We start from the raw sequence: 22,060 nt of genomic DNA on the forward strand, positions 1-22,060 counted from the left end.
TCGCTAGGCTGAAGCCATGTGGATCGGCTGGATCGAATTCGACATTCTCCTGGGCGACGTCCAAAGCCTGAAGGAGAAGCGCTCCGTCATCAGGCCCCTGCTCGCTGAAATCAAGCGCCGGTACGACGTCTCCGTCGCCGAGGTGGGGTTTCACGACCAGTACCGGCGCTCCCAGGTGGGGGCAGGCCTGGTGGCAGCGGACCGGGCGCACCTCGTGGAGGTGCTTGACGCCGTCGAACGCCTTGTTGCGGGGCGGCCCGAAATCGAACTGCTCAGCGCAAGGCAGCGGGAACACCACAGCGAGGACTGATCACCGCCGTTCCGAGGCTGCGTTCCATGTGATCTCCGCCAGTATGGCCTGCCCCCGGAGGCTCGGGTGGAAGTAGTCCCGCACGCTGATGTCGGCGGCGCTGAAGTTGTAGTTGTAGACCGCGCCGCCGTCGCTCCGGCAGTTCGTGTAGTCCCCGCAAACCTCAGCTAGGACGGCGTTGAACGCGAGTTCCCGTTCCATTACCTGGCTGCGCATCTCCTCAGTGTTGGAATCCGCCAGCATCGACTGGCATGTCCGTCCTGCGGCCCAGGCAGACGCTGCTGCCGGTTCGCCATGCAGGACACTCCACAACTGGTAGATGTTGGGAATGCTGCTGACTGCCACCTGCGGGCGCGGCCGCGCCTGGTCCAAGATGGTCAGCGCCTCGGCGACGCGTGTCCTGAAGTCTTCGATCGGCGTCATGTTGTCCACTGATGACGCGCACAAGTCGTTGGCGCCCATCAGGATCGTTACATACTCGACCTGCTGTGCCACGGCGGCCGCCGCCTGCCGGGGCAGGTCGGAAACCTTCGCCCCGCTGACGGCGTTGTTGAACGTATTTCCCTGGATGCCGGGCGTCAGTTGGAGCAGCCGTTCGTAGTGGCTGGTGATCCCGTCACCCTGGCCGCCGCCGGTGGACCAGGACAGTGCGGGTTGGTCGCCGTGGGTACAGCATGCGTTGTGGGCCTGCGTGATGGAGTCCCCGAGGGCAGCCATGCTGTGCGGATACGCGGCTTGGGGTCCTGACCGTGGTGTTGGTGCTGCGGCAACCAGGACAAGGATCGGCAACAGAAGGACGCTGAGGAACTTTCCCGCCTTGCCCACAGGACGATTAAAGCGGAAACCGCGGTGGTTACGGAGGTCCATTCCCGCACGGGGGAACATCTGGTTTCCGTAACCACCGCGGTGTCCGGCGGTGGCGTGGGTACTAGCCGAAGTGCTTCGGCAGCGTGGCCTCGTGGGCTTCGCGGAGGGCGTCCAGCGACAGGCCGGCCACGCCGTTGATCTCCAGGGTGCCGCTGGCTGCGTCCACCACGCCGATGCGGGTGTGCGCGAAGCCGCGGGCGGTGCACATGTCGGTGAAGCGGACTTCCTCCGACCGTGGGACGCCCACAACAGCGCGGCCCTGGGACTCGGAGAAGAGCGCCGTGAACAGGTCCACGCCGTCGCGGTCCAGAACGTCCTGGAGGGCGATCCGGGCGCCAACGCCGTAGCGCAGCGAGGACTCCACCAGGGCTGCGGCGAGGCCGCCCTCGGAGAGATCGTGGGCGGAGTCGATCATGCCGTCGCGCGAGGCGTTGATCAGGATTTCGCCCAGCGCGCGTTCGGCGTCGAGGTCTACCTTGGGAGGCAGGCCGCCCAGGTGGCCGCGCATGTTCGCCCATTCGGAGCCGTCCAGCTCCGCAGCGGTGGTGCCCAGCAGGTAAATGGCCTGGCCGTCTTCCCGCCACCCTGACGGCGTGCGGCGGGCGACGTCGTCGAGCTTGCCCAGGACTGCCACCACGGGGGAGGGGTGGATCGGCGTGGTGCCGGTCTGGTTGTACAGGGAGACGTTGCCGCCGGTGACCGGGATGCCCAGCACCATGCAGGCGTCAGACAGGCCGCGGATGGCTTCGGCGAGCTGCCACATGACGTCCGGGTCCTCGGGCGAGCCGAAGTTCAGGCAGTCGCTGACGGCCATCGGGACCGCGCCGGAGGTTGCGACGTTCCGGTAGGCCTCCGCCAACGCCAGCTGTGCACCATGGTAGGGATCGAGGTAGGTGTAGCGGCCGTTGGCGTCAGTGGCCAGGGCCACGCCCAAACCGGTTTCCTCGTCTACCCGGACCACACCGGCGTCGTCAGGGAACGCCATGGAGGTGTTGCCGCCAACGTAGCGGTCGTACTGGTTGGTGATCCAGGACTTCGAGCACATGTTGGGCGATGCCACCAGCTCGGTGACGGCCTTGGCCAGTTCGGCCGGGGCGGACGGCCTGCCGGCGTCCTGTACGGAACCCGTGAAGGCGTCAGCCTGCACGGCGTCCTGCCACTCGGGACGGGCGAACGGGCGGTCGTAAACCGGTCCGTCGTGTGCCACGGTGCGGGGATCGACGTCGACAATCACCTCGCCTTCCCAGGTGATGATGAGGCGGCCGCTGTCCGTCACCTCGCCCAGCCAGGCGTACTCCACAGCCCACTTGTCCATGACCGCTTCGAACGCTTCCACGTTCTCTGGAGTGACCACGGCCATCATGCGCTCCTGCGACTCGGACATCAGGATTTCGCCCGGAGTCAGGGTGGGGTCGCGCAGCAGCACGGAGGTCAGCTCAACGGCCATGCCGCCGTCGCCATTTGAGGCCAGCTCGGAAGTAGCGCAGGAGATGCCGGCGGCGCCGAGGTCCTGGATGCCGTCCACGAGGGAGCCCTTGAAGAGCTCCAGGCAGCACTCGATCAGGACCTTCTCAGCGAAGGGGTCACCGACCTGAACGGCCGGACGCTTGGAGGGCTTGGTGTCGTCGAAGGATTCGGAGGCCAGCACGGAGGCGCCGCCGATGCCGTCACCGCCGGTGCGGGCGCCGAACAGGACCACTTTGTTGCCCTTGCCGGAGGCGTTGGCCAGCCGGATGTCCTCGTGGCGCATGACGCCCACTGCGAGGGCGTTGACCAGCGGGTTGCCCTGGTATACCGAGTCGAACACCATTTCGCCACCGATGTTCGGCAGGCCGAGGGAGTTGCCGTAGCCGCCGATGCCGGCCACTGCGCCGTGCATCACGCGTGCCGTGTCCGGGTGGTCGATGGCACCGAAACGGAGGGGATCCATAACGGCAACCGGGCGGGCGCCCATGGAGATGATGTCGCGGACGATGCCGCCGATGCCGGTCGCGGCGCCCTGGTAGGGCTCAACGAACGACGGCGAGTTGTGCGATTCGATCTTGAAGGTCACGGCCCAGCCGTCCCCAAGGTTGGTCACGCCGGCGTTTTCGCCGATGCCCACCAGCATGTCCTTCTTCATCTCCTGGGTCACCTTCTCGCCGAACTGGCGCAGGTGGTTTTTGGAGGATTTGTAGGAGCAGTGCTCGCTCCACATGACGGAGTACATGGCCAGCTCGGCGCCGGTGGGGCGCCGGCCCAGGACCTTGACGATCTCGTCAAACTCGTTCTGCTTGAGGCCCAATTCGGCCCAGGGCAGCTCAGTGTCCGGAGTTTTCGCGGCGTTCTCGACGGTGTCGATGTTGAACTTTTTGGTGGTGTCGATGCTCACTTGTCGCCTCCCACAATCTTGGTCAGTACGGAGGTGAAGAAACCCAGGCCGTCGGTGTCGGACCCGCCCACGCCGTCCAGCGATTCTGGGCCGAACCCTGCCTCCACGGCGTGCTCGGGGTGCGGCATGAGGCCCACCACGTTGCCGGCTGTGTTGGAGATGCCGGCGATGTCGCGGCGGGAACCGTTCGGGTTGAAGCCGACGTAGCGGAACACCACGCGGCCCTCTGCCTCCAGCGCGTCCAGGGTTTTGTCGTCCGCGAGGTACTGGCCGTCCTGGTTCTTCAGCGGCACAGTGATCTCCTGGCCCGCCTGGTAGTCCAGGGTCCAGGCGGTGTTGCTGTTTTCCACGCGCAGGACCTGGTCGCGGCACATGAACTTCAGGTGGTCGTTCTTGATCATTGAACCCGGCAGCAGGTGCGATTCGGTGAGGATCTGGAAGCCGTTGCAGATGCCGAGCACGGGAAGCTTGGCATCGCTGTTGGCGGCGTCGATGATTTTGGACATCAGGGGCGCGAAACGTGCAATGGCGCCGGCACGGAGGTAGTCACCATAGGAGAACCCGCCGGGAATCACGACGGCGTCCACGTCACCGAGTTCGGTGTCGGCGTGCCAGAGCCCAACGGCGGTGCCGCCGGCGAGCCGGACGGCACGGGCGGCGTCGCGGTCATCAAGTGTCCCGGGGAAGGTGACGACGCCGATCCGGGCGCCAGCGAGCCGACGGGCACCGGAGGCGTCAACGGCGGGTGCCCCGCCGATCAGGGGAAGTTCAGTCATGTCAGGCCTCAACGACCTCGACGTTGACGACATCCTCGATCACAGGGTTGGACAGCAGGGTTTCAGCGGCATCGCGCGCCTGGGCCAGGATGTCCTCGGTCACCTCGCCGTCGACCGTCAGTTCAAAACGCTTGCCCTGGCGGACAGAGCTGAAGCTGGTGAAACCCAGCCGGGGGAGGGCGCCGACGATAGCCTTCCCCTGCGGGTCCAGAATCTCGGGCTTGGGCATGACGTCAACAACGATCCGGGGCATCCGGTAACTCCTGTGCGTGAGCTTGGGTAAGGGCGCAGCGGAGTGGTGCCGTCTCACGCCGTACCGAAGTGTTGAGGACACACGTGTTCAACCTTGTGGACGGGCGCTCCGCGAGCTTGCCAGTTCATTCTACCGGCCGGAAGGGGCCAACCTGTATTCGGGGGATTTAGGGCCGCGACCTGCCCTGAAGCTCCCGCAGAAGGGGTGGCCGGCGCCGGTTTGCAGCGGAGATCTGGAGTTGACCCTACGGTGTCACTAGGATTACGGAATGGCTGAGAAACCGAAATCCGTCCTGTTGCCCGTGGTTGCCGCTGCAGTATTTGCCGGGCTGGGGCGCATGGTTCTCCAAAAGATCAAGGCCGATCGGCTTGCCCGGGAAAACCGGGTTGCGGGACCGCTGGATGAAAAGACCCGGCAGTGGATCAGCGACGTGGTGCGCACGCCCCGGTAGCAGCGCAGCAGCGCCTTCCGTCCACGCATGAAAGGGCGCCCTGCGGGGTGCCCTTTTCCATGCCGTCCCCCTCTTTGGGCAAGCCGTGTGACTGGCGATTAATTCATGCATGTGTTCTATGTCATATTCAGCTATCAGTCTGTACTCTATGAATCGTCTGGTCGAACGAAATGACAAAACCTGTAATTTCGCATGCCAGGCCGTAGTTTCTGCCCCCCATCCGGCCGGGGCGGTACATCGTGAAAGGGTTGCGAGTGATATCAACTGGAAAGAGCCCCATGCGGGCCGGGGGATTCCGGAAGGCCGCGGCGCTTGCCGTGGGCCTGCCCCTTCTCCTCACCTCGATGGCCATAAGCCCCGCCACCGCGGTGCCGGCCGGACAGGATCTGGCAATAACTGCCAAAAAGGCCGATCCCGCCGACTTCAAGGACGGCCGCTACATCGTTGTCCTTACCGGTGCGGCGGCTGCGGGTTACGACGGCGAAACCCCCGGGCTGGGCGCAACCAGGCCGCAGAACGGCAGGAAATTGGATGCCGAAAGCCCTAACTACAAGGCCTACGACGCCCATCTGCGCAAGCAGCAGCGGGAGGTCGCTGCCAGCCAGGGCATCACTCCCGGAAAGCAGTTCACCGCTGCCCTGAACGGCTTCAGTGCCGAACTGACAGCTGTCCAGGCTATGGAGCTGTCCCGGGATAAGCGTGTCCTGGCGGTCGCGCCGGACACGGAAAACGCCCCTGACTACACCACCACGGACTTCAACAGGCTGACCGGCCCCGACGGTGTCTGGGCCAAGCAATTCGGCGGGGAAGCCAACGCCGGCAAGGGCGTGGTGGTAGGGGTCATCGACTCCGGTTACGCCCCGGACAACCCGTTCCTCCAAGGGGATCCCGTCCAGCCCCTGAGCGGTCCCGCGCAGGTTGGCGTGCCGTACCGCACCGCCGACGGCCGGATCGCCATGCTCAAGGCAGACGGCACCACTTTCAAAGGCGAATGCCAGAAAGGGCAGGGGACTGGGGCCTCATTCGACGGTTCCCTGTGCAACTCAAAGGTGATTGGCGCCAGGTACTTTGCCGATTCCTTCCTTCAGTATGTGGCGCCGGAGAACCGCGCGCCGGAAGAGCTGATCTCCCCGGTCGACGTCGGGAGCCACGGCACCCACACCGCCACCACCGCAGCCGGCAACGCGAACGTGGAGCAGGTAATCGACGGCAGCGCATTCGGCAGGAGCTCCGGTGTTGCCCCCGCCGCAAAGGTCTCCGTTTACAAGGTCTGCTGGGAGGACACCAACCCCAATACCGGCGGCTGCTACTCCTCCGCTTCAGTTGAGGCCGTGGAAGCCGCCATCAAAGACGGTGTGGATGTCCTGAACTACTCGATATCGGGCAACAACAACAGCACCACCGATCCCGTGGCGCTGGCCTTCCTCAACGCTGCGGCCGCAGGTGTTTTTGTTTCCGCTTCCGCCGGCAACTCCGGCCCTGCAGCCTCCACGGTCAACCATGCGTCACCCTGGCTCACCACGGTTGCCGCCTCCACCTTCCCGAGCGACCTGCTTGGCACGGTGAAGGTCTCCGACGGCTCGGTGTACCGCGGAGCGTCGATCATGAAGTCTGAGGTAGCAGACAAACCCGTCGTCGTTGCCGCTGCTGCGGCAGCAGCCGGTGCCGCCAACCCGAACCTCTGCGGCCCCGGTTCGCTCGACGCAGCCAAAGTGGCCGGAAAAGTAGTGGTCTGCGACCGCGGCGTTGTGGACAGGACGGCCAAGAGCCAGGAAGTACAGGCCAAGGGCGGCGTCGGGATGATCCTCGTGAACGTCACCAGCAGCTCCGAAGACGCGGACAACCACGTGATCCCCACGGTCCACGTCAACGCTCCCAAGAGCCTGGAACTGAAATCCAAGCTGGAAGCCAATCCTGCGCTGACCGTCAGCCTTGTCAAGGGTGATCTCACCGGTGAACCGCCTGCCCCGGCGCCGCAGATCGCCGGCTTCTCGTCCCGCGGGCCAACCCTTGCTTCCGGCGGTGACCTGCTGAAGCCCGACATCGCTGCGCCAGGCGTCAACGTCCTTGCCGGTGTTTCCACCATCGGCAACAACGGTGACCAGTTCGGGTTCATGTCCGGCACTTCCATGGCCGCGCCGCACATCGCCGGCTTCGGTGCGCTGGTGCTCAGCAAGCAGCCCAAGTGGAGCCCTGCCATGGTCAAGTCAGCCATGATGACCACCGCCTACCCGCTGGTGAACGCTGACGGTTCGGCCAACACCGATCCGTTCCAGGGCGGCGCAGGCCACATCGACTCAACCCGTGTCCTGGATCCGGGCCTGGTCTACAACTCAGGCGTCAAGGACTGGCTCGGCTTCCTCAACGGTCAGGGCGTGGACACCGGAGCACCGCAGGCCGGCACCATTGCAGCACGCGACCTGAACCTGCCTTCCATCGCGCTCGGCAGCCTGGTGGGCGAAGTCCAGGTCAAGCGACAGCTCACCGCACTGGTTCCCGGGATGTACCGTCCGGAGGTCAAAACGCCCGGCTTCAGCGTCCAGGTGGAGCCGAAGTCGTTGAACTTCGCCAAGGCAGGCCAGACACGCGAGGTCACCCTTACCATCAGGAACGTCAGCGCTCCGGTCGGCAAATTCAGCACCGGTACCCTGACCTGGAAGGGCCCGCGCACGGTCAGCTCTCCCATCGCCATACGGCCGGTCGACGCACAAATCGCCCCGTCGTTCTCCTTCAGCTCGGCCACGGGTGATGGCAGCGGCACCATAGAACTGGTGTCCGGTTCGGATAACCCCATCAAGGTAGGCATTGAAGGTTTGGCGCCCCTGAGCCAGACGGCCATCACCAAGACCCCGGGGGAGTACGCACCGGCAAATGATGCGCACAATGCCCTGCTCCAGGTGACCGTTCCCGCAGGCGCCTCATTCGCCAGACTGGGCGTCCAGGCGCAATCGGATGACGTGGACTGGGACATGGTGGTTTACGCGCCCAATGCCGCTGGCGGTTGGACGGCAACACAGGTGGCGACGGCTTCGGCCAGCGAGTTCCTGGACCTCGAATCGCCGCGGGCCGGCATTTACTACATCGTGGCCAACCTCTACTCCACACCGGACAACGGGGCGGCCAGCGCCTCCGTGCAGGCGGTCACGTTTGCCGGGGACGCGGGTAACCTCACGGTTGAACCGAACCCGATCGTGGCTCCCAACGGTACTGCCACGGCGGCCACACTGTCCTGGACGGGCTTGTCCGAAGGGGCTTACCTGTCGCGCCTCAGCCTGGGCGAAAACGGCATCCGCACCTGGGTGAACGTCCAGGTGGGCGCCGCCTCCGCCGCTCCTGCCGGGGCGCCGCGGGTGGCTCTCGCGGACGGAGTTCCCGCCGGCTAGCAGCCGACAATTATGGAACAGGATCCCCGGGCGGTTGAACTGTCCGGGGATCCTGTTGTTGCAGTCCTGGCTGGCTGCGGGACGATGCGCTAGATGGCGCCGGCGGCTCCCGCCGTGTTACCGAGCAGAGGGGCCATTGTCTTCCAGCGGGTGATTTCGCAGCCGTCGGTCCTGGTGAAGACCGCCTCCACAGCGCGTCCGTGAAATGTTCCTGTCACCACTGCGACCTGCGGCCCGCCGTATTGCTGCGTGCACAGCTTGGGGGGCCCGGGCTTCGGGAAGAAGATGTCCTCGCCGTACCGTTCCACTGCGGCCAAGGCAGCGGCGGGGTCCGGCAGAGTGCTTCCGGCCAAGGGGTGCCCGGCCTCGGCCACCAGGCGGAACTCGTGCCCGCCGGCCTCGGGGCTCTCCCGCAGCGTAATGGTCAAATCGATCATTCCGGTCCACCTCCGGACAAGGCGGCCAGTTCCTGGGCCAGCTTTTCCCTCAATACGGCCGCCTCGGCCGCGAAGGACCGCTGGTGTTCGACGTAGGCGGCCTTGCCCTGGGAGGTTTCGATGGGAATGGCAGGGTAGCCCCACTCGGTGAGGTCATAGGGGGAGGCCTGCATGTCCATAGCCCTGATCCGCCAGGACAGGTCAAAGCAGTCCATCACCAGTTCGCTGGGCAGGGCGGGAAGGAGCTTGTACGCCCATTTGTACAGGTCCATGTTGGCGTGAAGGCAACCGGGCTGTTCAAGGTGCCGCTGGGTTTCCCGGCTGGGCGCCAGTTCGTTCAGCGGAACGGCATCCGGGGTGTAGAAACGGAACGCGTCGAAGTGGCTGCATCGGATGCGGTTGTCCTCCACCACCTTGTCCGTGCCTGCTGGGCCGAGGCGCAGCTGCAGGTACTCGTGGCGCAGGTCGAACCGGTCCTGGTGGTAGACCATCGCCCATTCATGGAGCCCGAAGCAGCCGAACTGGGCAGGGCGGGCAGCCGTTCCACGCAGGATGATGCCGGCGAAGGCGACGGCGTCCCTGCGATCTGTGACAAAGGTGTCCCGGTCCATGGTGACCGCGGTGGAACCTGGCGGCAACCTGAGGAAGGCAAGCTCACCGTCGTCGAGCATCCGGTAATGCTTCCACCCGCGTCGCGCTGCCGCTTCCGGGCCCGCCAGAACGACGCCGGCGCCTGGGTGCCAGCGGCGGAGCTGGCCGGGTTTTTGCGTGTAGTAGGTGAAAAGGAAGTCCTCCACCGGATGCTTTTGCCCCGCGGAGCGGCGGGCAAGATAGGGATCTGCATAGCGGCTGACGTGCTGCTGGTGGGCTTCCTCGCGGGCCCGCCACTCGTCCGCCGCCAGGACCCTAAGCTGCTCCACCGGCTGCACCAAGTACATCTTTCGCGGCATCCCAGGCGCTGATCTCGCAACCGTTGGTGCGGGCAAAGGCAGCATCAACAGGGACTCCATCCACGACGCCGGTGACGGTGGCTTCCTGCGGCCCGCCGTACTGTTCAGTGCAGGCCTGGTCAGCCCGTTGCGGCGCGGCATTCAACAGGGCCGCGTTTTCCTGAAGGGCTGCGCAGGCGGCATCCGCAGCGGGGTGCTCGCTTTCAGCATCGGGCGCGCCCCCAAGACAGACGAGTGTGTAGTGGACCTCCGGTTCGCCGGCGGAAGACTTGTAGACGATGGCCAGTTCGGCGTTGCCCTGGCCGGGGCCTGATGCCGGCGGGGCGGGCTCGGTCGCCGGTGCCGGCACGGAAGACTCGGCGTCCGGGTCGAGGCTTTCCGGAGGCGCCGGTGTGGCCTCCTGCGCAGGGGAGGAGGCGGAAGCGGTCGGCGATGGGGAGGTGCTGCCTGAAGGAGTTCCCCCGCCCTCGTTGGGGGTGCAGCCGGGCAGCAGTACAGCGGCGAGCAGCAAGGCCGCGATGCGGATGTAGGCATCGCTCCAGGAGCGCAGCGGGAGCGGCAAAACCGCCGATGGCATCAACTGCGCCAATCCCCCAGAATGCACACTGGGCCCGCCTCGTGGCCTGTCCGTCATGATTCCATCCTACTGCCGCCGTCCTGGCCCCCGGCTAAGCCTGCCGGGCCTGGGATGTGGCTGCAATGAGGCCGGTCATGGCGGCATGCAGCTCACTGACCTGGCTTCGGGTCAGTCCGAGGCGGTCCATCATGGTGCCGGGCACGTTGAGTGCCTCCTGCCGGAGGGCAGCGCCTGCGGGAGTGAGGCCGACGGCGAGCGAGCGCTCGTTGCCGTCCACGCGGCGTCGGGAGATCAGGCCCGCTGCTTCAAGGCGCCGCAGCAAGGGTGAAATGGTCGCCGGCTCCTGCGCCAGGGCCTCGCTGATATTCCGTACCGTGCGGGGGCTGGACTCCCAAAGGCACAGCATCACCAGGTATTGCGGGTGGGTGAGGTTCAGTTTCTCAAGCACCGGTTTGTACGCTCCCACCACGCTGCGGGAAGCAACGGTCAGGGCGAAGCAGAGCTGGTGTTCAAGCAGCAGGTCATTGTCCTCCGGGCTGTGCCTGCCGGCAGGCGTTTTGCCGGTGGAGGTGGAAGTGCTGGATGCGGTGGTCATCAGGGCCTCCAATTGTTAGTGCGCTAATCATTAGCGTACACTCCAATTAGGAGTCATGGTTCGCGGAAGGAGTCGGTTCATGGGTAAGGCCAGTTCAGCAGGCAAGGACAACGCGTCGCAGCGGTTTATGCGGGCCACCGGCAAGTTGCGGGCCATTTTCGGGCCTGCGAACCGCTCATCGCTCCTTCATGACATGACGGAGGAAAACCGCCGGCTCCTGGCCCAGCGTGAAGCTGAAACGCAGCAGTGGGAAACCGTCACACGCCCGGATGGAAGCACCTATGTAGTGCCGCGGAATCCGGACGACAAGTCTCTCCGATGACACCTGGGCTGCGGAGCCTTTTCCCGCACCCGGGCGTAAAATAAGGGCACTGGCTCCGTAAGGAGCAGTGGCCTTTTGGACTGGCTCTTCTTTCCCTGCACGCGGAAAGGGGGTGGAAAACAGTGGCACATGTACTCAGCGGGTTTATGAACGCGACCGAACGGCTTCGCTTCTTCTTTGGACCGGCCGCCCGCCTCGACTCCAGTTTGCCGGTGGTGCACAAGCATGACGAGTTTGAGCAGGCCTCGGAGGAGGAGCTCACGCATTTTGTGGTGGAAACCGATTCGGCCGGCCACCACTACGCCGTTCGGCGGGAAGACCTTGAAAAGGAGACGTGACGCCAGCGGGATCATGGCGCGTACTCCCTGGATATAAAAAATGCACTGGCAGGAAACAGGTTCCCTGCCAGTGCATACTTTTATGTTTTGGGCGCCGTTTAGCGGCCGGTCCCGCCGTACACGGTGGCTTCGTTGTCGCTGTCGAGCTCAAAGGCCCGGTGGATGACCCGCACGGCCTCGTCCAGGAAATCGGCGTGGGTTACAACCGAGATGCGGATTTCCGATGTGGAGATCATGTTGATATTGATCCCTGCGTCCGAAAGCGCTTTGAAGAAGGTTGCGGAGACGCCCGGGTGGGAACGCATGCCCGCGCCAATCAGGGAGAGCTTGCCAATCTGCTCGTTGTACTCGATGGTTTCGAAACCGATCTGGTCCTGGGCCGCATGCAGGGCCGCCAAGGCGTCGGCTCCTTCCACGATGGGCAGGGTGAAGGAGATATCAGTCCGGCCGGTGCCGTGGGTGGAGACGTTCTGCACGATCATGTCAATGTTCGAGTGGGCATCGGCGATGACCTGGAAGATCGCGGCCGCCTTGCCCGGGATGTCCGGAACACCAACAACGGTGACCTTGGCTTCGGAACGGTCGTGTGCGACGCCGGAGATGATTGGCTGCTCCAAGGCAACTCCCTCTTGTGTGGTGATCTTGTCTTCGGCACTGGGGATGACCCAGGTGCCTTCGTGCTGGCTGAATGACGAGCGGACGTGCAGCGGCACGCCAAACCTGCGGGCGTACTCCACGCAGCGGAGGTGCAGGATCTTGGCTCCCGAAGCTGCGAGTTCGAGCATTTCCTCGCTGGAAATCGTGTCGATCTTCTGGGCTGAGGGGACCACGCGCGGATCCGCCGTGTAAATGCCGTCCACGTCCGTGTAGATCTCGCAGACGTCCGCCTCAAGCGCTGCTGCCAGCGCTACCGCGGTAGTGTCCGAGCCGCCGCGCCCCAGGGTGGTGATCTCGTTGGTGGCCCGGCTCATGCCCTGAAAGCCCGCCACGATGGCGATATTGCCCTTGTCCAGGGCGGTGCGGATGCGGTGGGGATCGACGTCGATAATCCTGGCCTTGCCGTGGATGCCGTCAGTGATCATCCCGGCCTGGGAACCGGTGAAGGACTGGGCGGAGGCACCGAGCTTATTGATGGCCATGGCCAGGAGCGCCATCGAGATGCGCTCGCCGGCTGACAGCAACATATCCATTTCGCGGGCGGGGGCTGAGTCCGTCACTTGGCCCGCAAGGTCCAGCAGTTCATCGGTGGTGTCACCCATGGCCGAGACCACCACAACCACTTCGTTGCCCGCTACCTGGGCGTCCACGACGCGTTTGGCGACCCGCTTGATGCCGTCGGCGTCCGCGACAGAAGAGCCGCCGAACTTCTGCACGATGAGCTGCTTGGTTACGGCACCGCCGACGGGCAGCTCCTGAGGCTGGGTTGCGTTGTGCACTTCGGTAGTGGGCGTACTCATGCGCATACCTTCACTGGATCAATTGGGGTCCGGCCAGGCAGCCGCAAAGCTGTTGGCCCAGACGCTGGAAAACTAACGCCGCTGTTGGCGCGACTTCTCGTTTCAGTTTATCGCCGCGCGTGGCCGGGCGTTGAATTGTGACCGAATCTCAGCCCCCGGGAGGACCTGCGCCGAAGCCCCTCGGGCGTACGCTCAGGCTGTCACAATGCAACAAAATACTGTGGGGGACAGGTGTGCAACACATGGCCATGATTTCTGAACTACCTGAAGCTGCGGACGGGCCGGAACCCAACGATGGCATTACGGCCCGTGCCGTGAGCCGCAGCTTCGGCGCGGTGCGCGCCGTCGAGCACATGGATTTCCATGCACCCGCCGGGAAGGTAACGGCGTTGATCGGTCCGAACGGGGCAGGCAAAACAACGCTGCTGCTCATGCTGGCGTCACTGCTCGCACCGGATGAGGGCACTATCAGCGTGGGCGGGCTGGATCCGCGCCGGCATCAGGCGGAAGTGCGCAGCCGGCTCGGCTGGATGCCGGACACCCTGGGAGTGTGGGGGTCGCTGAGCGCCCGGGAGATCCTCACCCAAATGGCCCGCTTCTACCGGCTCCCGGCACAGGGCATAGCGCAGAGGGTCTCCGACATGCTTCCTAGTGTGCGGCTGGATGGCCTCGCGGACCAGCCGGCCCGGGTGCTGTCCCGGGGGCAGCAGCAACGGCTCAGCCTGGCGCGGGCCCTGATACACGACCCGTCCGTCCTCCTGCTCGACGAGCCCGCCTCGGGATTGGACCCGGGTTCCCGCGTGGAACTGAGGATCATGCTGAGGCAACTCGCCGCGGAGGGCAAAGCCGTGGTGGTCTCGTCCCACGTGCTCAGCGAACTGGATGAAATCGCCGACGCAGCGGTGTTCGTCAACAAGGGCCGTACCGTCCGGCATCAAACCACCGAAGAAGCCGCGGCCGCCGGCCGCCGGTACGCAGTCAGCGCCTCAGATACAGCCGCGCTTGCAGCCAGGCTCACCGAGCTGGGCGTGGCCTTCCGCCACGAAAACGGGCGGCGGCCGGCCCTCAGCCTGACGCTGGCAAGCGATAACGACGCCGAGCGGCTGCTGCGCGACCTGGTGCTCGCCGGCGTCGGAGTCAATTCCTTCGCCCCCGCTTCCGGGGCACTGGAAGAGACATACATGAGCCTCGAAGGGGAGCGGCAATGAGCCACGCGACAGAAAACCGGCAGCACACCGTCAGCGGCAGGGGACTTGGTGGCTACCTGCCCGGGGTCAGGGACGTCGTGGTCCTGGAGCTCAAGCAGCGGCTGCGGTCCCGCGGCTGGTACATCATGCTGGCCATCTGGTTTGTCCTCACAGGGCTGGTGACCTGGCTGACGTGGGCTAGCTGGAACGCCTCACAGGCGGCCCAAAGGGAGTTCCCGGGCTCGGTCCCGGCACCCGAACCGGGGCCGGGCTCCATGATTTTCGAGGTGGTCCTCGCCTTTGTCCTGCTGTTTGCGTTGCTTGTTGCTCCGGCACTTTCTGCCAACGCGGTGAATGGGGACCGGGCAGGCGGCACCCTGGCCATCCTCCAGGTGACGCTGCTGCGGCCAGGCCAAATTCTGTGGGGCAAGTTTTTTGCAGCATGGGCTGCAGCGCTGGCCTTCCTGGTGGCAAGCACCCCGTTCCTGGTGATCGGAGTGGCGCTGGGTGGGATGACCGCAGGCCATGTGCTGGTGGCCCTGCTGATGCTGGCGCTTGAGGTGGGTGTTGTCTGTGCAATCGGCGTGGGCATTTCCGCTCTTGCCGGCCGGCCGCTGTTCTCTATCGTGGTTACTTATTTGGCAGTGGCGGGGCTGGCCGTCGGCACACTGATCGCCTTTGGGCTTGGCACTGGTCTCACCCAAGGAACGATCATGGCGAACCAGGCCCAGTACCGGCAGTACGAGCCCCTCCGCAACGGGCCGGCGGAACCCGAATACACCTGCTCAGGGCCCTTGCAGGAGCAGAGTGCCATGCGCACCGAGCGGGTGGCCTGGCTGCTGGCCATGAACCCTTACGTGGTGGTGGCTGACGCTATCCCGTACCCTGACCGAACCGGCCAGCAGGGTTTCACGGCTGCTGGCGCGATCGAGAACGTCAGCCAGGGCGCCAGGTATGCCATGGCGGGCCCGGAAGGAACCTACCCCTGCGCCAACGGGGAGGTAAAGCCGCGATACCTTGCTCAAGCCACGCCGCTGTGGCCATTGGGCCTTGGCCTGCAGCTCGTGCTGGCAGCGCTGCTGATGTGGCTCGGCTGGCGTTCGCTCCGGACTCCGGCACACCGTCTGGCGAGGGGTACGCGTATCGCCTGATTCGTGCTCCGTGACCCGGAAGAGGGATGGGGCCTGTCCAGCCGCAGTCCCTAACCAGGCGCGACCCCTTCCCGGAAGCCACGTGGTCCAAGTCCTCAGGTCAGGGCGTTGCGGCGGCCCTCAAAGGCACGTCCCAGCGTGACCTCGTCTGCGTACTCGAGGTCCCCGCCCACCGGCAGCCCGGACGCGAGCCTGGTCACGGTGATTCCGATCGTCTTCAGCATCCGGGCCAGGTAGGTGGCTGTTGCTTCCCCTTCCAGGTTGGGGTCCGTGGCGATGATGACTTCCTGGATGGCGCCGTCGTTCAACCGCGTCAGGAGTTCCCGGATCCGTAACTGTTCCGGCCCGATCCCGGCGATCGGATTGATGGCCCCGCCCAGCACGTGGTACCTGCCCCGGAACGAACGGGTGCGTTCCACCGCAAGTACATCCTTGGATTCCTCCACCACGCAGATCACAGCGGGATCGCGGCGTGGATCGCGGCAAATGTTGCACTGTTCCTGCTCGGTGACGTTGCCGCAGACGGTGCAGAACTTGACCCGTTCCTTGACGGAGGTGATGGCCTCCACCAGCCGCTTCATGTCCTGCGGGTCCGCTTCGAGGATGTGGAACGCCAGCCGCTGTGCGGATTTCGGGCCCACGCCGGGAAGGCGTCCAAGCTCGTCAATCAGCTCTTGGACAGCACCTTCGTACACGATATTCCTCTTTAGCTAGGGGTAGACAGTTGTTGGATCAGTAGCGGGACGAAACGGGATTTCCGTCGAGGGACCGCTCTTCAATCAGCTTTCCGCCCAGGATACGTTCCACGGCGGCACGGCCGAACACCCCCGATTCCTCAATGGTCTCATCGTCGGCGCTGGGCACGTCCTGTACGTAGGCGGCAGCTGCGGGAACGGCCCGGGCAGGAGCCTTTGCCCGCCCTGCCTCCGCCTCCGGGCTGTTGGACAGGCGCTGGTAAAGGCTCTGCCGGGTGCCTGCTGGAGCAGGAGAATCGGCGGAAGCAGGAGAAGCTGCAGGAACAGTGCGGGCGGGTACAGCAGGGGCGGGAGGAACCGCAGGAGCCGTGCGGGCGGGGGCAGCTGCAGGTGCGGCTGAAGCCATGGCGTACTCCCGTACCGGCACCGGAGCCGACCCTCCGGGAACAGGGTCCGAAGGAACTGTACTTGGGGGCACCGCGCTGGCTGGTACGGGGCTTGGGGCGGCCGGTTCAGCGACCGTCGCCCTGGTGCCCAGGCTTACGGGCGGGGCAGCAGCCGGAACCAAACCCCATTCGGCATCCACTGAAGAACCCGCCCTGCTGACAGGGATGGAAGGCGGAACCTGGGCGGCAGCCGGCTCATAGCGTGTTGCTGAGGGTGCAGCAACTGCCTTATCTTCCGGCGGGACGGCAGACACATTCCTGCCCACGTTGCTGGCTTCTCCAATCACCCAAACACCCGGGGCTTGTTCAACGGCGCGCGTCCACGGATCCGAGGCATCCACGCCCGGGGCAGCCATCGCCGGAGCCTCGGCAGGCGGCGTTGGCGTGCCCGCCGTGGCGCCGGGCCTTGTGTGCTGTTGACCTGGGCTGGGCACCGCGGAAGTGCCGCCAGTTGCCGCGGGAAGGGATTGGCCGCCGGCCCGGCCGGAGGGAACCCAGTCTATGGGAGGTTCCTCCTCGAGCGGGGGTGCGTCCTCGTCCCGGGGCGGACCCCAATCGTCGTCAGAGTAGGAGTAGTCGCCTGCGGAGCCGCTGTACGGGTCAGCCTGGGCCGGAGGGACGGCCGAAGATTCCGCCGGAGGTTGAGCCTGGAAAGAGCCGCCCGGTCCCGGCTGTTGAGCGGGGGATCCGCCGGCAACAGGTGCAGGTACCTCCCGGGAGGACTCTGCGGCAGCACCGCGTTCACCAACAGGTATGGACTCAGCCTGTGAAGTGTTACTGCCGGACTCGGGGTTGGCCGGGGGCCGGAACAGTGTGGACCCCGTTCCTCCTCCAGGTCGGCGAGGGGCCGCTGGGGGAGGCCCGGCAGGCGAGGGTGTACCGTGCCCCTGCGCCGGTTGGACGGTCTGTGCCGGGACACGGGCATGGCCTTGGCCCGGACCTGCGGACGCGGAAGATTCAGGTGCATTTGGTGCCGGGGAAGGGGCAGGTGCCAGCCCCCAGGCGACGTCAGCCGATGTGGCCCCGGCAGTTGAAGCGCCTGAATCAGTTGTAGTTGCCGGGGCCTGCCGGCTGGCGGGTGCTTTTGGGTTTGGTTCAGAGCTCGTCCGGCTGGCATTACCGCCAGCCACCGCGTTGATTTGGCAGTCGATGCCTACGGTTTTATGGATAGCCTGCCGAAGGTTCTCTGAGTGGTCAGCCCGGCCAAAAGCGCCGGCGAGCCCGGAAGTGGCGAACGAAAGCGTGAGAGTCTGGCCGTCGAAAGCACTGACCTGTGCGTTGGGTTCAACGAGCGCCCAGGTGCTGCGCTTGATCCTGGACAGCGTCTGCAGGACATCGGGCCACGCCCTGCGCAGCACTTCGACGTCGCCCATGGCGGCATGGGCCCCGGCCGGAGCTGGCGTGGCAGTGGCCGGTTCGGGGCGGACAGCAGGCGCGGGCTGGGCAGCCGGAGCCGAAGCTTGGCCCGAGCCCTGTGCCGGCATCCCGCTCACCGGGCTTGCTGCGGGGCCCTCTTCGGGAGCTGCGGCCGCGGGGCGTGCCGGGCCAGGGCGGGAACCGGTGCTGCCGGAGCGGGGTTCCGTTGTGGGATCGACCGGCCAGTCGCTTGTGCTGACGCGGGGAGGGGTCAACGGGGCGCGGGCGTCGGCCTCGGCCGGGCTGGCTGATGCTGCATGTACCGGCGGTTGTGCAGGGACGGTTGCAGTTGCCGCGGGCCGCTGACCGGCTGGCTGGGCAGCGGCGGACTGGGATGCCGCGGGCCGTGCGGGTTCGGGTGCTGCTGGTTCGGCAACTGCCCGGGCGGGTATGGCCGGTTCCGGCGCCGCTTGCGCGGAAACATTGTCCCCGGCGGACGGAGACTGCTGCGCCGGAGCTGTGGCAACGGGAGCGCCTACGTCGTTCCCCGCATAGTTAAGCCGGCGCTCTACCCGGTCTATCCGGGCTGCCATCCCGCGCTCGTTCTGCTCTGAACTGGGCAGCAGGATCCGGGCGCAGAGGAGTTCCAGGTGCAGCCGCGGGGAGGTGGCGCCGGTCATCTCGGTCAGGGCCGTGTTGGTGACATCGGCAGCGCGGGACAACTCCGCCGCACCCAGGTTGTGCGCCTGGTTCTTCAGCCGCGCAATCTGGTCCGCGGGCATGCCCCGAAGAATGGTCTGGGCGCTTTCGGGCATGGCCTGGACGATGATGAGGTCGCGGAAGCGCTCCAGCAGGTCCTCAACAAAGCGGCGCGGGTCATGGCCGGTTTGGATAACCCTGTCCACGGCACGGAAGACAGTGGCGGAGTCCGCGGCAGCGACTGCCTCCACGACGTCGTCGAGCAGGGATGCGTGAGTGTAGCCGAGCAGCGCGACGGCAAGTTCGTAGTCCAGGCCGTTGGGGCCGGCGCCTGCCATCAGCTGGTCCAGGACTGACAGGGAGTCGCGGACCGAGCCGCCGCCGGCACGGATCACGAGTGACAACACCCCGGGGGCGACCGGAACGTTCTCCTGGTTGCAGAGAAGTTCCAGGTAGGCCATAAGCGGCTCCGGCGGCACCAGCCGGAAGGGGTAATGGTGCGTGCGCGAGCGGATGGTGCCAATGACTTTGTCCGGCTCCGTGGTGGCAAAAATGAATTTGATGTGTTCCGGCGGTTCTTCGACGATCTTCAGCAAAGCGTTGAAGCCGGCCGAGGTGACCATGTGGGCTTCGTCAATAATGAAGATCTTGTAGCGGTCCCGGACGGGGGCGTACGTTGCCCGCTCGCGGAGGTCCCGGGCGTCATCCACGCCGCCGTGGCTCGCCGCGTCAATTTCAATAACATCCAGGGATCCGGAGCCGCCCCGGGCCAGCTCAATACAACTGGGGCAGGTACCGCAGGGGGTGTCCGTGGGGCCTTGGGCGCAGTTCAGGCAACGGGCCAGAATGCGCGCCGACGTGGTTTTGCCACAGCCCCTGGGACCCGAAAAAAGGTACGCGTGGTTGACCCGGTTTTTACGCAAAGCCGTCATGAGCGGCTCGGTGACGTGTTCCTGCCCGATAACGTCAGCGAACGAATCTGGACGGTATCTGCGGTAAAGGGCGGTAGTAACTGTCACAGTGAAAACCCTACCAATCCGGGCTGACAGTACGCCGCCCTGTGGGGGAATAGTAAAGACCCCCCATGCACCCGCCAGAGCCCATTTACCCTTGCTACCTTCCGGTCCTGGGGGAGTTCAACAGGATGACGCCACATGAGGGGCCGCCAGTTACTTTACCCGAACTTCAGGCCTGACTCGAATCGACGCCCGGCTGCCTCCAGCCCTCAACCTGCCAGCTCATAAAAGCCGGTTCCTCGTAGGGGTGCGCGGCGCGCAAAGCAGCTACCACCGCAGGAAGCGCGGGCCGTTCAACCACGCACTCAATCCGGTCCTCCGGCACTTCCTCGGGTGCTCCAACCCGCCCGAGATAAGGGGCGGCGCCGTCGTGCGCAGTGAAGCGGCCAGTTCCAGGGGAAACATAGGAGCAGTGGGAGTAGTTCCCGATCTTGCCCGCTCCAGCGTCACCAATGGCCTTGAGGACCTGCTGCGTATGGGTTCCGGGAACATAAATCACTAAAGCGTGGAGCTCAGTCATAACACCCATGGTGCCGGAAGAACCGGGCTTGGGCGGAAATTCATTGCTTATCCAGCCGGCACCCACGATCATGGGTATGTACACCGATTGGGGCAATCTCGAGATTGTGAGCTGCGGGGCCTGGCTGAATGGACCCGGACCCGGCAGCTCAACGGTGTTCCGGTGGAATGGACGCATTGGGGGCGTCCATTTCTGGCGTTAGGCCCAGGCGCTGAACCCTTTTCCAACCGGGCCGGAGCCCTTTTTGCACATGCGCCCGAGCCTCGATTGGGCGAAGCGGAAAAGTTCAGGTAATCTAGTATCTGCTTTTGATTCAGAAGCAGCTGGAGAATTCGCCTAGCGGCCTATGGCGCACGCCTGGAACGCGTGTTGGGTTAACGCCCTCGGGGGTTCAAATCCCCCATTCTCCGCCGGTAAAGAACCCGGCCCCGGCAGCGCCGGGGCCGGGTTCTTTCGTTTTACCCCTTCTTCGCGAACCCCGACCCGTTCGGCTCTGCAAGCCCGAGGCGCCGCAGCCGTTCGCGGGCGGCCAGCTCGCTCGGCCCGCGGCGGCCCAACGCAAGGCGTACGACGCCGAGCACCGCCTTCGTAGCCAGCCTTACCGGCAGCGGGAACGGACCGAGCCGCGGTACCGACAGTCCGAGCATCCGGCGGTATTTCGGTTCTAGGCTGTACACTGCACCCGCAAACAGGACGCGGTAGCCGGGCCGAAGCATGGGGTGCAGCGGCGGATTGCGGATGAATGCCACTGTTTCTGCCACCCGGCTGTCCGCTCGAAGTTCCCCGTTCCGGAAAAACCGGTCCAGTTGTGCCCGCATGTCCGCTTCTGTCAGTGGCGGATCCTGTACGCCCATCAACCTGCCGGCCTGGGCCCACTCACGAACGTAGGCGTCCGGGCCGCCTGGGATAGGGCCGCCCCACAACTGATGGGCCGTGAGGAACGCGTCCGTGAAGGCGATGTGGATCCAGCGGGCCAGTTCCGGATCATTGGCGCTGTAATCGCGCGGCGTTCCCTCGTTGTCCAGAAAGCTGCCCTGCACCGGATCGTGCAGGCGCCGCACCCGCCGGGAAGCCTCTTCTGCAGCAGCCTTGGAGCCGTAGGTAACAGTGAAAATCCAGCGGATCGTGGCAGCCAGGCGGGCCAGGGGATCCTCGCGGAAGTTCGAATGTTCGTGGACACCGGCGAGAGCTCCGGGATGAAGGGACTGCATCAGCAGCGTCCGGATACCGGCAACAATAGGCGACATGGACCCGTGCACCGCCCATACCGCGGATCCTGGCAGGTGGTAGTCCGGATCGTCCCCCTCCGCCAGTTTCGGAACCCAGTCCGGTACCTGGTCCGCCCTGCCCGTAAAGGTTTTCTTAAGCTCGTCCTGCCATTTCCGAAGGAAGCTCCGCATATAACATTGTCTCCCCAAGGCGAGCAGGCGGCGCTGCCCCTGCGGCGCACCGTACCGCAAGGTTTTCTCAAGTTGTCAACGGCACCATGAAACGGGGTTCACAGGCTACGGGTGCTGTGGTCCCATGGGAGATACCGTCAGGACGCGGGCGGGTGATTATGTTATGGAGACAGGCATTGGGGAATCATCAAAAATCGGGCAAGCACACAGACGTGCGCCGTCCTAACGTTTCGGTTGTGCGTGCCCTGACTGCCACTGGTGCTGTTGCCTTGTCCATCTGGTCCCTCAACCTTTCCGGCAGTGCCGGTGAGCAGGCCACCCCGGGCACCACGGTTGCGTTGGCAGCTGGGACAGCGTCGTCCAGTGGGGGTAAGGCGGACAAACTGACGTCGGACAGGATCGGAGCCGGGATGCTGCAGCCTGCCGCTTTCACCGCTCCGGAAGAGCGCGTTACGTTTCCCCACGCTGTAATTGGCGGTTACCGCGGGGAAGACCCCTCGCTG

20 protein-coding genes, 1 tRNA gene and 1 other RNA gene are annotated in these 22,060 nt (G+C 65.2%); 8 read left to right on the top strand and 14 right to left on the bottom strand.

Annotation, left to right across the window (positions count from 1 at the left end; all coding sequences use genetic code 11):
* The first annotated feature begins 16 nt into the window (after positions 1–16).
* A complete protein-coding gene (locus AC5RTE_RS06835) occupies positions 17–310 on the top strand; it encodes a DUF503 domain-containing protein (RefSeq protein WP_494040638.1) in 294 nt (97 codons plus the stop codon).
* On the opposite strand, the gene AC5RTE_RS06840 is transcribed toward AC5RTE_RS06835, so the two are convergent.
* The 4 genes from AC5RTE_RS06840 to purS all read right to left on the bottom strand — a co-directional run bounded on the left by AC5RTE_RS06840 (position 311) and on the right by purS (position 4,577).
* A complete protein-coding gene (locus tag AC5RTE_RS06840) occupies positions 311–1,135 on the bottom strand; it encodes an SGNH/GDSL hydrolase family protein (protein WP_494040639.1) in 825 nt (274 codons plus the stop codon).
* 103 nt (positions 1,136–1,238) lie between these two features.
* Entirely contained in the window at positions 1,239–3,548 is a 2,310-nt protein-coding gene (purL, locus tag AC5RTE_RS06845; RefSeq protein WP_494040640.1) for a phosphoribosylformylglycinamidine synthase subunit PurL, read from the bottom strand.
* The gene (gene purQ, locus AC5RTE_RS06850) at positions 3,545–4,324 is read right to left on the bottom strand and encodes a phosphoribosylformylglycinamidine synthase subunit PurQ (RefSeq protein ID WP_494040641.1); all 780 of its coding nucleotides are present in this window, start codon (positions 4,322–4,324) and stop codon (positions 3,545–3,547) included. Before purQ ends, purL begins: the two co-directional genes overlap by 4 nt.
* Before the next feature lies 1 nt (position 4,325).
* Positions 4,326–4,577 carry a phosphoribosylformylglycinamidine synthase subunit PurS gene (gene purS / locus AC5RTE_RS06855; RefSeq protein ID WP_003798434.1) on the bottom strand — a complete coding sequence of 84 codons (252 nt, stop codon included), beginning with the start codon at positions 4,575–4,577 and terminating at the stop codon, positions 4,326–4,328.
* 268 nt (positions 4,578–4,845) lie between these two features.
* Here purS and AC5RTE_RS06860 point away from each other — a divergent pair, with 268 nt between their 5' ends.
* Together AC5RTE_RS06860 and AC5RTE_RS06865 are read left to right on the top strand one after the other, a co-directional pair.
* The gene (locus tag AC5RTE_RS06860) at positions 4,846–5,028 is read left to right on the top strand and encodes a hypothetical protein (protein WP_494040642.1); all 183 of its coding nucleotides are present in this window, start codon (positions 4,846–4,848) and stop codon (positions 5,026–5,028) included.
* 278 nt (positions 5,029–5,306) lie between these two features.
* A complete protein-coding gene (locus tag AC5RTE_RS06865) occupies positions 5,307–8,411 on the top strand; it encodes a S8 family serine peptidase (RefSeq protein ID WP_494040791.1) in 3,105 nt (1,034 codons plus the stop codon).
* An 89-nt stretch (positions 8,412–8,500) separates the two neighbouring features.
* Here the strand turns inward: AC5RTE_RS06865 and AC5RTE_RS06870 are convergent, their stop codons facing one another.
* The 4 genes from AC5RTE_RS06870 to AC5RTE_RS06885 all read right to left on the bottom strand — a co-directional run bounded on the left by AC5RTE_RS06870 (position 8,501) and on the right by AC5RTE_RS06885 (position 10,970).
* A complete protein-coding gene (locus AC5RTE_RS06870; protein WP_494040643.1) occupies positions 8,501–8,848 on the bottom strand; it encodes a serine protease inhibitor in 348 nt (115 codons plus the stop codon).
* Positions 8,845–9,786, bottom strand: coding sequence for a 3-methyladenine DNA glycosylase (locus AC5RTE_RS06875; protein WP_494040644.1), 942 nt, complete (start codon positions 9,784–9,786; stop codon positions 8,845–8,847). Before AC5RTE_RS06875 ends, AC5RTE_RS06870 begins: the two co-directional genes overlap by 4 nt.
* Positions 9,755–10,375 carry an SSI family serine proteinase inhibitor gene (locus AC5RTE_RS06880; RefSeq protein WP_494040645.1) on the bottom strand — a complete coding sequence of 207 codons (621 nt, stop codon included), beginning with the start codon at positions 10,373–10,375 and terminating at the stop codon, positions 9,755–9,757. The genes AC5RTE_RS06875 and AC5RTE_RS06880 overlap by 32 nt, the downstream gene beginning before the upstream one ends.
* 91 nt (positions 10,376–10,466) lie before the next feature.
* Positions 10,467–10,970, bottom strand: coding sequence for a MarR family winged helix-turn-helix transcriptional regulator (locus AC5RTE_RS06885; RefSeq protein WP_494040646.1), 504 nt, complete (start codon positions 10,968–10,970; stop codon positions 10,467–10,469).
* Positions 10,971–11,049: 79 nt separating this feature from the next.
* On the opposite strand from AC5RTE_RS06885, the gene AC5RTE_RS06890 reads away from it, so the two are divergent.
* Positions 11,050–11,292, top strand: a complete 243-nt coding sequence (locus tag AC5RTE_RS06890) for a hypothetical protein (RefSeq protein ID WP_494040647.1) — start codon at positions 11,050–11,052, stop codon at positions 11,290–11,292.
* Between the two features lie 122 nt (positions 11,293–11,414).
* Entirely contained in the window at positions 11,415–11,630 is a 216-nt protein-coding gene (locus AC5RTE_RS06895) for a hypothetical protein (protein ID WP_494040648.1), read from the top strand.
* Positions 11,631–11,728: 98 nt separating this feature from the next.
* Here AC5RTE_RS06895 and AC5RTE_RS06900 read toward each other — a convergent pair whose 3' ends face one another.
* The gene (locus AC5RTE_RS06900; RefSeq protein WP_494040649.1) at positions 11,729–13,087 is read right to left on the bottom strand and encodes an aspartate kinase; all 1,359 of its coding nucleotides are present in this window, start codon (positions 13,085–13,087) and stop codon (positions 11,729–11,731) included.
* Positions 13,088–13,329: 242 nt separating this feature from the next.
* Here AC5RTE_RS06900 and AC5RTE_RS06905 point away from each other — a divergent pair, with 242 nt between their 5' ends.
* Together AC5RTE_RS06905 and AC5RTE_RS06910 are read left to right on the top strand one after the other, a co-directional pair.
* Positions 13,330–14,295, top strand: a complete 966-nt coding sequence (locus AC5RTE_RS06905; protein WP_494040650.1) for an ABC transporter ATP-binding protein — start codon at positions 13,330–13,332, stop codon at positions 14,293–14,295.
* A complete protein-coding gene (locus AC5RTE_RS06910; RefSeq protein ID WP_494040651.1) occupies positions 14,292–15,425 on the top strand; it encodes an ABC transporter permease in 1,134 nt (377 codons plus the stop codon). Before AC5RTE_RS06905 ends, AC5RTE_RS06910 begins: the two co-directional genes overlap by 4 nt.
* A 95-nt stretch (positions 15,426–15,520) precedes the next feature.
* Here AC5RTE_RS06910 and recR read toward each other — a convergent pair whose 3' ends face one another.
* The 4 genes from recR to AC5RTE_RS06930 form a co-directional block, all read right to left on the bottom strand.
* Entirely contained in the window at positions 15,521–16,120 is a 600-nt protein-coding gene (recR, locus tag AC5RTE_RS06915; protein WP_256249526.1) for a recombination mediator RecR, read from the bottom strand.
* A gap of 37 nt (positions 16,121–16,157) precedes the next feature.
* The gene (locus AC5RTE_RS06920) at positions 16,158–19,640 is read right to left on the bottom strand and encodes a DNA polymerase III subunit gamma and tau (protein ID WP_494040652.1); all 3,483 of its coding nucleotides are present in this window, start codon (positions 19,638–19,640) and stop codon (positions 16,158–16,160) included.
* A gap of 51 nt (positions 19,641–19,691) precedes the next feature.
* An RNA gene (ffs, locus tag AC5RTE_RS06925) (signal recognition particle sRNA small type) lies at positions 19,692–19,788 on the bottom strand.
* Positions 19,789–19,806: 18 nt separating this feature from the next.
* The gene (locus AC5RTE_RS06930; protein WP_494040653.1) at positions 19,807–20,157 is read right to left on the bottom strand and encodes a hypothetical protein; all 351 of its coding nucleotides are present in this window, start codon (positions 20,155–20,157) and stop codon (positions 19,807–19,809) included.
* A gap of 325 nt (positions 20,158–20,482) precedes the next feature.
* On the opposite strand from AC5RTE_RS06930, the gene AC5RTE_RS06935 reads away from it, so the two are divergent.
* A tRNA-Ser gene (locus tag AC5RTE_RS06935) sits at positions 20,483–20,567 on the top strand.
* Between the two features lie 48 nt (positions 20,568–20,615).
* Here AC5RTE_RS06935 and AC5RTE_RS06940 read toward each other — a convergent pair.
* On the bottom strand, positions 20,616–21,557 hold the full coding sequence (locus AC5RTE_RS06940) for an oxygenase MpaB family protein (RefSeq protein ID WP_494040654.1): 942 nt from the start codon (positions 21,555–21,557) through the stop codon (positions 20,616–20,618).
* Positions 21,558–22,060: the final 503 nt, after the last annotated feature.

The sequence above is a fragment of the Arthrobacter sp. K41 genome, assembly GCF_059089645.1.